Annotated in this window: 10 protein-coding genes and 1 pseudogene; 6 read left to right on the plus strand and 5 right to left on the minus strand. The window is 70.5% G+C overall.

Annotation, left to right across the window (positions count from 1 at the left end):
- Window positions 1-1,319: glucose-6-phosphate dehydrogenase (gene zwf / locus VIR15_RS13055; protein WP_331928284.1), on the plus strand; the 1,319-nt coding region annotated here is incomplete at its 5' end.
- A 150-nt stretch (window positions 1,320-1,469) separates the two neighbouring features.
- Window positions 1,470-2,285 carry a DinB family protein gene (locus VIR15_RS13060; RefSeq protein ID WP_331928286.1) on the plus strand — a complete coding sequence of 272 codons (816 nt, stop codon included), beginning with the start codon at window positions 1,470-1,472 and terminating at the stop codon, window positions 2,283-2,285.
- Here the strand turns inward: VIR15_RS13060 and VIR15_RS13065 are convergent.
- Window positions 2,270-3,325 (minus strand): Gfo/Idh/MocA family protein, encoded by a 1,056-nt coding sequence (locus VIR15_RS13065; RefSeq protein ID WP_331928288.1) that lies wholly within the window; start codon window positions 3,323-3,325, stop codon window positions 2,270-2,272. The genes VIR15_RS13060 and VIR15_RS13065 overlap by 16 nt on opposite strands.
- Complete coding sequence (locus tag VIR15_RS13070; RefSeq protein ID WP_331928290.1) at window positions 3,322-3,879, minus strand: DinB family protein; 558 nt, start codon at window positions 3,877-3,879, stop codon at window positions 3,322-3,324. Before VIR15_RS13070 ends, VIR15_RS13065 begins: the two co-directional genes overlap by 4 nt.
- A 55-nt stretch (window positions 3,880-3,934) precedes the next feature.
- Between VIR15_RS13070 and VIR15_RS13075 the strand changes: the two genes are divergently transcribed.
- The 3 genes from VIR15_RS13075 to VIR15_RS13085 are packed head-to-tail and all read left to right on the plus strand — an operon-like array spanning window position 3,935 to window position 6,890.
- Window positions 3,935-5,038: a diacylglycerol/lipid kinase family protein gene (locus VIR15_RS13075; protein WP_331928292.1), complete on the plus strand. Its 1,104-nt coding sequence runs from the start codon at window positions 3,935-3,937 to the stop codon at window positions 5,036-5,038.
- A 31-nt stretch (window positions 5,039-5,069) separates the two neighbouring features.
- Entirely contained in the window at window positions 5,070-5,726 is a 657-nt protein-coding gene (locus tag VIR15_RS13080; protein WP_331928294.1) for a DUF2461 domain-containing protein, read from the plus strand.
- Window positions 5,727-5,732: 6 nt separating this feature from the next.
- Window positions 5,733-6,890: an amidohydrolase family protein gene (locus VIR15_RS13085; protein ID WP_331928296.1), complete on the plus strand. Its 1,158-nt coding sequence runs from the start codon at window positions 5,733-5,735 to the stop codon at window positions 6,888-6,890.
- Here the strand turns inward: VIR15_RS13085 and VIR15_RS13090 are convergent.
- Both VIR15_RS13090 and pheA read right to left on the minus strand, forming a co-directional pair.
- Entirely contained in the window at window positions 6,887-7,276 is a 390-nt protein-coding gene (locus VIR15_RS13090) for a hypothetical protein (RefSeq protein ID WP_331928298.1), read from the minus strand. The genes VIR15_RS13085 and VIR15_RS13090 overlap by 4 nt on opposite strands.
- Window positions 7,277-7,560: 284 nt before the next feature.
- Window positions 7,561-8,505 (minus strand): prephenate dehydratase, encoded by a 945-nt coding sequence (gene pheA, locus VIR15_RS13095; RefSeq protein WP_331928300.1) that lies wholly within the window; start codon window positions 8,503-8,505, stop codon window positions 7,561-7,563.
- Between the two features lie 178 nt (window positions 8,506-8,683).
- On the opposite strand from pheA, the gene VIR15_RS13100 reads away from it, so the two are divergent.
- Window positions 8,684-10,876: a hypothetical protein gene (locus tag VIR15_RS13100; protein WP_331928302.1), complete on the plus strand. Its 2,193-nt coding sequence runs from the start codon at window positions 8,684-8,686 to the stop codon at window positions 10,874-10,876.
- A 102-nt stretch (window positions 10,877-10,978) separates the two neighbouring features.
- Here VIR15_RS13100 and VIR15_RS13105 read toward each other — a convergent pair.
- Window positions 10,979-11,400: pseudogene (locus VIR15_RS13105) on the minus strand (glycosyltransferase family 2 protein); the annotation flags it as partial.

Here is an 11,400-nt window from a genome sequence, read left to right on the forward strand (position 1 = left end):
TCGCGACGAGCCTCGAAGAGCTGACGCGAGACGAGTTCTTGAAACTCGCGACCGACGCTGTGCGGAAGTACTCGAGGCGTGAGGTGAGCGATGAGGACCTGCGCGAGTTCGCGGACCGGGTGCACTGGGTGCCGGGCTCGGCCGGGACCCAGGCCCTCCGCGACGCGGTCCTCGAGTCCGAGAAGATCCTCGGGCCCGAGGCCCGCCGGCTGCACTACCTGTCGGTTCCGCCGAGCGCAGCACTCCCGGTCGTCCACCAGATCGAGGAGGCTGGACTCGTCGAGCGCAGCCGGATCGTCATGGAGAAGCCGTTCGGCACGGACCTCGCGAGCGCCAAGAAGCTCAACGCCGAGCTCCACAAGGTCTTCGACGAGAAGCAGATCTTCCGGATCGACCACTTCCTCGGCAAGGAGGCGGCCCAGAACATCCTCGCTTTCCGCTTCGCCAACGGGCTCTTCGAGCCGATCTGGCACCGCAACCACATCGACCACGTCCAGATCGACGTCCCGGAGACGATCGGCCTCGAGCAGCGCGCCGACTTCTACGAAGCGACCGGCGCCTACAAGGACATGGTTGTCACGCACCTGTTCCAGGTGCTCGGGTTCACCGCGATGGAGCCGCCGACGTCCTTGGAGCCGGACGCGATCACGGATGAGAAGAGCAAGGTCTTCCGTTCGATGCTGCCGATCGCGCCAAGCGATGTCGTGCGTGGGCAGTACATCGGCTACCGCGACGAAGAGGGGGTGTCACCGGAGTCCGAGACGGAGACCTTCGTCGCGCTCAAGTGCTATATCGACAACTGGCGCTGGGCGGGTGTGCCGTTCTACCTGCGGACCGGCAAACGGATGGCCGAGAGCGCTCGGATCATCTCCATCGCGTTCAAGGAGCCGCCTCGCTCGATGTTCCCGCCGAGCTCGGGGGTCGGCGACGACGGGCCCGACCACCTGACCTTCGACCTCGCGGACCGGGCGCGCATGTCGCTCTCCTTCTATGGCAAGCGCCCGGGGCCCGGGATGACGCTCGACAAGCTGTCGATGCAGTTCTCGATGCAGGACACGGACTGGGCCGGCGCCGCCCTCGAGGCCTACGAGCGACTCATCTACGACGCTGCCCGTGGCGATGCGACCCTCTTCAGTCGCGCGGAGGGCATCGAGCGGCTCTGGGAGATCAGCGAACCGCTGCTCGACAACCCACCGCCAGTCCGTCCCTACAAGCAGGGCACGTGGGGCCCGAACCAGATCCACCAGCTCATCGCACCCTTCGCCTGGCGGCTGCCTTTCGAGCGCCCGTGGCGGGACCCCAACGCGATGGGGGCCTGAGAGTTCGGGGCTGGTTCGAGGTAGTCGGTTCGAGGTATTCGGTTCGAGGTTCAGGCTCGCTCTCGGGAGCGAAGGCATACCTCGAACCGAGCCCGTCAGCTGCTGCGCGCTCCCACACAGCAGTGCAGTCTCGGCGCTACCGTCCTTTGGATGCAGAGGTTTCACGACGCTGACCTGTCCGGTTCGGAGTTCGAGCACGTGCGTCTGGCGAGCTCCCGCTTCGATCGCGTCGACCTGACGGGAAGCCGGTTCCGCTCCGTCGACATCGGAGAGGCAGAGTTCCGCGGGAGCGCCTTCCACCAGGTCCGCATGCGCGGCGTCGACATCTACGACGTCGACATCTCCGGCGAGATCGTCAACGTGACCATCAACGGGGTCGACGTGGCCCCGCTCATCGAGGCTGAGCTCGATCGACGGGATCCCGAACGGGCGAAGGCGCTGCGGCCGAGTGACCCGGCCGGGTTCCGGGAGGCGTGGGCCATCAACGAGCGGCGGTGGCGGGAGACGGTCAATCGTGCTCGCCAGCTGCCGGCCGAGACGCTCCACGAGTCGGTCGACGGCGAGTGGTCGTTCATCGAGACGCTGCGTCACCTCGCGTTCGCCACCGACTGCTGGGTCGGGCGGGCCATCCTCGGTGACCCCGCACCCTGGCACCCCCTCGAGCTGCCGTGGGACGAGATGCCGGACACGCCCGGGGTTCCGCGCGACCGGGAGGTCCGGCCGTCGCTGGATGAGGCGCTCGAGCTGCGGCACGACCGGATGGGGACCGTGCGCGGGTTCCTCGACGACCTGACCGACGAGACCCTGGACGCGCACACGACGCCGGTCGAGGGGCCCGGGTGGCCTGAGCCGCGAAGCTATCCGGTGCGCGAGTGCCTCCTCACGGTCCTCAACGAGGAGTACCACCACCGGCTCTTCGCCGAGCGCGACCTGGCCGTGCTCGAGGCCCGCTACTCGCCGGGGTAGCGCACGCCGACCTGGGCGCGGACCTCGTCCATCGTCGACATGACCCGCAGCGTCGCGGCGTGTGCCATGTAGGCGCTCTCGCGGCTACCCGACGCGAGACAGCGGGCGAACTCGGCAGCCTGGTAGCTGAAGCCACGGATGGGTGCCGGTAGGCCTGCCGGCAGCTCGGCCAGGACCGTCCCCTCGAGCGTGAGCAGTCGCACCGAGGCCGGTGAGTAGAAGGGGCCGCCCACGTCGAGCCGGGCCTCCGTCCCGACGATTTCCGCGGTGCAGGGCGTCCGCGTGAGCATCGAGCTGGTCAGCGCGGCGACGGCGCCTGACGCATAGGCGAGCACCATGCCGACCGTCGCGTCGACACCCCGGTCGCTGAGAGAGCCACGGGCGGCAACCGAGGTGGGCGGGCCGAGCAGATGGTCGGCGAAGGACACGGGGTACACGCCGAGGTCGAGGAGCGCCCCGCCCGCGAGCTCAGGTGCGGCCAGCCGCTCCGGGCCGTGAGGGTGGAGCTTCTGGGAGTGGTCCGCCCGGACGAGCACGAGGTCCCCGAGCAAGCCGTCCTCGACGACCTGGCGAATGACGTCGTAATGCGGCAGGTAGCGCGCCCACATCGCCTCGGCCACGAGCAGGCCCCGCGAGGTCGCCGCCCGGATCACGGCCCGCGCCTCGGTCGCGTTGCGGGTGAACGCCTTCTCGACGAGGACCGGCTTGCCGGCCTCGATGGCGAGGAGCGCGTGGTCATGGTGCTCGGAGTGCGGTGACGCAACGTAAACCGCATCGACACCATCGTCGGCGACGAGCTCCTCGTAGGACCCGTAGGACCGCGCAACACCGTGCTTCTCGGCGAACGACCGGGCCCGGTCCTCACTGCGAGAGCCCACCGCGACGACCGTCGAGGCCGTCCCGGCCCCCACAGCCATGGCGAACTCGTTGGCGATGAACCCCGGGCCGAGGATGCCCCAGCGGATGCCCGGCGCCTCGCGCGGATCCGGGACGCGGGACTCGGGCAGGGACCCGACCTCCAGGGCGCCTCCGGCGGTCATCCGCGCACGTCCCACAGGTGATGGAGGACATCGTGGACGAAGTACCGTCCAAGAGTCTCCGCCGTGAAGGTCGACCCGTCGCTGCGGAGCCCTGGCCACGCGAGCTGCTCCCGCCTCGGCCAACCGAACGCCTCGGCAGCGGCGTCGAACGCCGCCTCGAGCTCGTGCCGGACCACGTCGGGCTCGGCGCGCCAGTAGGCCTTCTCCACGGCGGTGGCGTCCTGGTCCCAGTTCGCGAAGCGAACGGTCTCACCGCCACCGTCGAGAATCTGCACGAGCCGGCCCCGCATGACGTCACAGACGTCACGGACGTGCGCGCAGTACTCGAGCGGCGACCACACCCCAGCCGACGGCCGAGCCCGCACGTCGGGCCGAGCGAGCACAGCGGCATACCGCTGCTTGGCGTCGAGGAGGATCTCGGACACTCCGTCGGGACGAACGTCTCTCGGGTCGAAGCCGCAGTCACGGCAAGGTCTCGTCAGGACCCACGTCCAGTCGGCCGTGTCGGGCGTTGCTGGACCGGGGTCCGAGGTCTCCGCGCTCACGTCGCTCATGCCCACAGCGTAGGACCCGGAAGGGACGGCCCTCGCGCTCCGCTAGATTCTTCGGGTGCTCGAGGACTACCTGCTGTGGATCATCGTCGGCGCCGTGGTCGCCGTGCTGGTCCTCGGGTCGTTCCTCGCGCTGCGTCGGGCTCCCGGATCGACGGCGCGCCTCAAGCGGGGTCGCTCGCGCCCGAGTCGCGACCAGTTCGGCTCCGGCGGTCGCAACACCGATCTCAAGCGCGCCGCCGTCGTGATCAACCCGACGAAGTTCGCCGACCTGCCGATGATCCGCGAACGCATCACCTCGACCTGCCACGCCGCCGGCTGGGGCGACCCCCTCTTCTACGAGACGACCGTGGCGGACCCGGGCACCGGGCAGGCGAGGAGCGCGGTCGCCGAGGGCGCCAGCGTCGTGTGCAGCCTCGGTGGCGACGGTACCGTTCGGGCGGTCGCGCGCGCCCTCATCGGCACCGAGACCCCACTCGGCATCCTGCCTGCGGGCACGGGGAACCTGCTGGCCCGCAATCTGGACCTGCCCGTCGCCCTCGACGAGGCGGTCCGCGCGGCCCTCACGGGACGGAACCGCCGCATCGACGTCGGTGAGCTCGTCATCGGCGAGCTGGACGCGCATGGCGCACCCATGGATGGGGGTGAGCTCGTGACCGAGCAGTTCCTCGTGATGGGAGGCATGGGCCTGGACGCCCTCATCATGGGCGCGACCAACGAGGTCCTCAAGCAGCGGGTGGGCTGGGCGGCCTACCTCCTGTCCGGTCTCAAACACCTCGTGTCGCCCGAGTTCCGCACCCAGCTCCGGCTCGACTCCGATCCCGAGTTCAGGCGGCGCGCCCGGGCCGTCGTCATCGGCAACTGCGGCCGACTGCTCGGCGGCCTCGTGCTCATGCCCGATGCTCGCGTGGATGACGGCCAGCTCGACGTCGTCATCGCCTCTCCCCGCGGCTTCGTCGGTTGGGCGCCGGTCATCGCTCGCGTGTTGACCCGGCGGCGGAAAGGGCACGCGACGCTCGACCACAAGGTCTGCCGGGAGGTCCGGGTGCGGGTCGACCGGCCGCTGCCCGTCCAGGTCGACGGTGATGTCATCGGCGAGGCGACCGAGATCAACGCCTCGCTGCGGCCCGCCGCCCTGACGGTCCGCGTCCCGATCGCCTGACCTCCGGGCTGTTGGGTGCGAGGCTGGTCTCGTGAGCCCTGATGCGCCAGCCCTCCCGTTCGCCGGATTCCGGACCGAGGCGCTCGCCTTCTACCTGGGCCTCGAGGCAGACAACACCAGGACCTACTGGGCCGACCACAAGGATGAGTGGGAGCGGGAGGTGCGCGGACCGATGCTCGCCCTCGTCACCGCCCTCGCGGACGAGTTCGGCGAGGCGAAGCTCTTCCGCCCCAACCGCGACATCCGCTTCAGCGCCGACAAGTCGCCGTACAAGACCCACCAGGGCGCGTTTGCGGCAACGCCGGGCGGCGCCGGCTACTACGTACAGATCAGCGCGACGGGCCTCAGGGCCGGGGGCGGATTCCGGGCGCACGACCCGGCGCAGACCGCCCGCCTTCGCGCCGCTGTCGATGCCGGTCCCCCCGGCGCCGAGCTGGAGGCTCTGCTGGAGTCATTGCGCCGCAAGCGTTTCGAGGTCGTCGGCGAGAAGGTGAAGACGACACCCCGCGGATACGCCGCCGACCATCCACGCATCGAGACGCTGCGTCACAAGGAACTCATGGCGGTCCGTGACTTCGGCGATCCCGGATGGCTTGGCACGAAGCAGGCGCTTGCCCGCGTGCGTGATGCCTGGCGGTCGGTCCGCCCGCTCAACGAATGGGTCGGGGCGCACGTGGGTGCGCCGTAGGTCGTCATGCAGGTGATCCGGGCCCAACAGGTCTTCGACGGCGAGCACTTCCTCGGGCCGGGGGACGTCGTCGTCGACGGCCCGAACATCGTCGCGGTCAACTCGCCGATGGAGTATGCCGCTGACGTCCCCGTCGAGGACCTCGGTGACGTGACGGTGCTACCCGGCCTGGTCGACGCCCACCAGCACCTGACGTGGGACTGCTCCTTCGACGCCGTCGGATGGCATGAACGACACGATGACGAGGCGCTGCTGCAGCAGGGCCTCGTCAACGCTCGGCAGGCCCTGGCGGCTGGTGTCACGACGGTCCGCGACCTCGGCGGGCGCGGGCGTGCTCCGTTTGACCTGCGTGACGAGTGCTCGCGCAACCCGGCGGCCGGACCCACGCTTCTCGTGGCGGGGCCGGCGCTCACGACGCCCGGCGGGCACTGCTGGTTCCTGGGCGGTCAATGCAGCGGACCGGAGGAGCTCGTCATGGCGGTTGCACGGCTGGACGAGGCAGGCGTTGACGTCATCAAGGTGATGGCGACGGGCGGGAACCTCACGCCGGGATCGGCCCCGCACGAGTCGCAGTTCGGGCTCGCTGAGCTCCGAGCGGTGGTCGAGGCGGCCCACGCGGCAGGGCTACCCGTGGCTGCGCATGCCCACGGCACGCAAGGGGTGTCCGACGCGCTGGACGCGCGAGTCGACACGATCGAGCACTGCAGCTTCATGACAGCTGACGGCGTTGCCGAGGACGCGACGCTGGTCAGGCGGCTGGCCAGCTCTGGCGTCACCGTCTCGATCACCGGCGGCACGATCCCGGGTCCCATTCCCCCCGCCATCGCCGTGCGGATGCCCGCCCTGGCCGCGCATGGGCGCCGCATGCTGGCGGCCGGCGTGCGATGCATCATCTCCACGGATGCCGGAATCGGCCCGGCCAAGCCCCACGACGTGCTGGCCCGGACCGTCGAGCACGCCGTCGAGGACCTGGGCGCCACGGTCGACGAGGCGCTGGCCATGTGCACAGCGAGGGCCGCGGAAGGCATTGGACTCGGGCACAAGGCGGGTCGGCTGCGCCCAGGTGCGGCCGCCGATCTCCTCGTCGTCTCCGGTCGCGTCGACCACGAACCGTCGGCCATGCGCGATCCGGTCCGGGTCCTCCGCGGTGGCATCGCCGTCTAGGCCGGAACCAGCATCCCGAGCTCGAGCGGTTCGGGCCCCATGGCCGCAGGGCGCCGCGCCTCGGCGAGCGAGAGCCGCTGGGCCACGTCGGGGCGCAGCCCCTTCAATCGTTCGAGGACCCACCAGGCCTGCGGCGCCGCACCGTCTGGACGGGCACGGCCAGGGACGGGCTCGAGCACCGCGGTGGAGACCCAGATCTCCTCCAGGAGTGAGCGGGCCCGTCCCCGGGTCGATCGGAGGCGGCGCATGCGTCGAGCGCTCGATGCCGTGAACCGGAAGGTCAGGTCCAGCTCCGCCAGTGCCCGCCGGAGGTCGACGAGCCACGCCGCGTCGTCAGTGCGTGGGAAGCCGGCGACGAGCAGCCGGCCGGGCACATACTCAGTCATCCCACTCCCCACCGGATTCCGCGGAACCAACGACATCATCCAGAGACGGCGCAGAAACGCTCGGTGATACACGTATCAGGCGCTGTCATACCGACTCTGACGGTCGGGGGCCAGCGGGGCACCGGGCAGAGGGGACGTTGCTGGGGGGCAACGAGCCCGGTGTCCTACGAGAGCCCCACCGGTTCAGGGGGCCGGAGGGGCCACAGGGCGCCGGCACATGAGGCCGGCGCCCTGCCGCGCCTGCTCATGCTTGCCCGCGCCTCCCCTGACTCGCCCGGGTGGGGTCAGCTGCGAAGCTGTTCCAGCCAGATCCTCGCCGCATCGAAGTCACTGTCGGCCGTGCCGAGCCGCGCATCGGCCGGGACGCCATCAGCGCGGGGATAGGACCCGAGGAACCGGACGTCGGCGCACACGCGTCTGAGGCCCATGAGCGTCTCCCCCACCCGGGCGTCCTGGACGTGGCCCTCGAAGTCAATCGAGAAGCAGTAGCTGCCCATCGCCTCACCGGTCGGTCGAGACTCGAGCCGCGTCATGTTGACGCCACGCACCGCGAACTGCTCGAGCAGCTCGAGGAGCCCTCCGGCGTGGTCCTCACGCTGGAAGAGCACGACGGTCGTCTTGTCGGCGCCGCTCGGCTCGGGCAATGTCCCCGGCCTCGACACGAGGACGAACCGGGTGACGGCCGACGGGTTGTCGCCGATGTCCTCGGCGAGGATCTCGAGCCCCTCGTTGGCCGCCGCCGCCGGGGCGCACACCCCGGCGTCGAAGGCGACGTCGCCGGGCTCGCGCAGCGCGGCAGCGCTTGCTGCGGTGGACAGCGTCGGGACGTACACCGCGTCCGGGAGGTTGGTGGCCATCCACCTGCGCACCTGAGCCCACGCGTGCGAATGGGTACCAACGCGGCGAACCTGGCTCAGCGGCATACCGGATCTGGCGCACAGGACGAAGGTCACGGGCACGAGGACCTCGCCGATGACGACGAGGGGTTCGCCGGTGGCGAGCGCGTCCAAAGTCGCGGAGACACCGCCCTCGACGGAGTTCTCGATGGGCACCATGGCGGCGTCGATCTCCCGCGCCCGCAGGGCCTCGAGTGCCGCATCGACGCTCCCGAACGGCACCTGCTCCTTGTGACTTGCACCGTCCCACGCATCCAGCGCCATCTGCGTGAAGGTGCCACGGGGGCCGAGGTAGCCGAAACGCTGCAGGTCAGACGGGGTCCGCGGCGTCATGAGACGTCCTTCCGGCGTCGGTTTCTCCACGATCCGCAAGGGTAGCCCCGCGGTCGCCGTGGTTCGTCGGCGTTTCAGGGGGTGGCCTCCGAACCCTGCTGAGCACCCCGTGAGACCGTGGCGAGACCGGCCTCGAGCGCGACCAAGCCACTCAGTCGACCTTTGTATGGTGTCCCCCGTGATCCGCACGCATCCCCTCAAGGCGCTCGTCGCCGTGCTGGTGCTGCTGATCGCGGCCCTCGCCTGGTCCTACACGACCCGTGAGTCCGTGCCGGTCCCGCGCACGGTCGATCCGGCACCCGGGGAGTCGCTCGTCGTCGTGGGCGTGGGGGGCATCTCCTGGGACGATGTCTCGGCGCAGGAGACCCCCGTGCTCTGGGGACTGCTGCGAGACGGTGCGGCCGCCTCCGTGTCGGTCAAGACCCTGCACCTGACGACGTGCCCCACGGACGGCTGGGCCACCCTGTCCGCTGGCGAGGCCGCCGGACCGGGGGCCGAGGGAGACCGTCCATCCTGCACGCCGCTCCCGAAGGTGATCGGGGACGAGGCGAGCGGATTCTCCGTCGCCGGCTTCGAGGCACTGGCCTCCGCGTCCAGAGAGGCTGCGTTCGAGGCCCGGCTCGGCCTGCTCGGCGACAGCTTCGCGACCCACCCGTCATGCACGTCGGCCATCGGCCCGGGCGCCGCCATCGCTGCGTCGACGTCTGACGGGAAGGTCGAGCACTACGCGCCGTTCGATGCGAGGACGCTCGTGACCGAGCTGGCGCGGTGTCCGATCTCGATCGTCGACGCGGGCGCGATCCTCACCACCGAGTCGGACGCGGCGACGCAGCACGAGCGGATCAAAGCGATCGAGGACCGGATCGCGCAGGTCAGAGACGCCATGCCCACTGGCGCCGACCTCATCGTCGTCGGGCTGGCGGACCGGGACGGCCAGGAGCGGTTGCGCATCCTCACCGCCACCGGCCCGCACTACGCGCCGGGCATCCTGGCCTCGGCGTCGACGCGGATGCGCGGCATCGCCCAGATCTCCGACGTCACGGCCACGATCCTGCAGCGCGGCGGGGCGCGGCCGGTCGAGCCGATCGGCGGTCGAGCCCTGTCGGCCATCCCCTCGCCGAACAACAGCGAGTCGACGGCCGCGGACAAGCTGACGGCGCTGACCGACATCGACCTGAAGGCGGACGCGATGCACAGCATCGTCGTGCCGTTCCTCGTCCTGTGGCTCTCCGTCACACTCGTCGCGTTCATCGTGCTGTGGATCAGGTGGCGCCGCGCCCGTCCATGGCGGACCAGCCAGCCGCGGGAACGGGTGCTCCGCCAGGTCCGCCTCGTCGGGCTCCTCGCCGCCGGGATGCCGGCCGCCACCTTCCTGGCCAACCTCGTGCCGTGGTGGCGCTGGTCGCCACCGTCGGGAGTGCTCGTCGCGCTGCTCAGCGTCCTCGTCCTCGTCATCAGCGGCGTCATCGCCCTCGCCTGCCTCAACGGCCCGTGGAGCAGCTCGGCGCTCGGACCGCTCGCCCTCCTGTCGGCCGTCACGGCGAGCGTCATCGGCCTCGACCTGCTGACCGGTTCGCACCTGCAGATGTCTTCGATCTTCGGGCTCCAGCCTCTCGTGGGCGGCCGCTTCTACGGGATGGGCAACGTCGCCTTCGCCCTGTATGGGTCGGCCGTCCTGCTGCTCTGCGCCGCGATGGCGCACGCCCTCATCCGCCGTTCGTCCCGCCGTCTCGCGGTGCTCTCGGTCGTGGTTCTTGGTGGGGCAGCGTTGGCGGTGGATGTGCTGCCCGCCTGGGGTGCGGACTTCGGTGGCCCGATCGCACTCGTCCCGGCCCTCGGGCTCCTGCTCATGCGGGTCGCCGGCATGCGGGTGTCGGTGCGCAACCTCGCTCTCGTCGGCGTGGCCGCGGCGGTGGTCATCACCCTCGTCAGCTACCTCGACTGGCGCCGCCCCGAGCAGTACCGGTCACACCCTGGCCGCTTCCTCCAGACCCTGCTCGACGGGGATGCGTTCGCCGTCCTGTCGCGCAAACTGGCTGCCAACGTGGAGCTGGCCACCGCGTACCCGGTCCTCACGGGTGTCGTGGTCGCGCTCATCGCCCTCCTGCTGGTCATCGTCATCCAGCCGGGTCGCTTCGGGACGGATCCCTTCGCACGGCTCATCGACGAGGCGCCCCTGCTACGGGACGGCCTCATCTCCGTGGTGGTCATGTGCGTCATCGGCTTCCTGACCAACGACTCCGGCGCCGCGATCCCGCCGGTCGCGATCGTCCTGACCGTGCCGCTCGTGATGTCGGCCGTCGCCCATTTCATGTCGATCGAGCGGGCCAGGGAGCCGGTGCGTCGCCGGCGGGACCGCCACCACGTCTGACCCCACCCCGCAACACACCCGCTTAACGACTGGGTGCATCGCCTGTTTCAGGAGCAGGCAGTCGGTAAGCGGGTGTGTTGCGGGAGACCTCGGCGGGTGGGGTCAGCGAGCGTGTCCGCGGCGGCGGGAGCGGCGGAGGCGGCGGACCCCGAGGGCGAGCGCCACGTCCCGGTACTGCCCCGCGCGGTGCAGCTGCGCCCGCCAGTCGGTGCCGGTGACGCGATGGTGCAGGTCGCATGGGACCTCTCGGACCACGAGGCCCGCATCGAGAACGTCGATCGTCATGCCGACCTCGACACCCCAGCCACGGGCGAACGGGATGGCCGCAGCGACCGCAGCGGGAGACAGGCACCGCATCCCCGAGAGCGGCTGGACCGGACTCCAGCCGGTCAGCTCCTCGATCCCACGACGGGCGAGCCCCACGACGAGGCCGCGACCGCCACCGGCGGACCGCTGGCGGGGTAGCGTCGCGATCGTGAGGTCGGCCTCACCGGCGGCCACCGGCTCGACGAGCACCCCGACCG

It is taken from the genome of Intrasporangium sp., from assembly GCF_036566125.1.
Lineage (GTDB): Bacteria > Actinomycetota > Actinomycetes > Actinomycetales > Dermatophilaceae > Intrasporangium.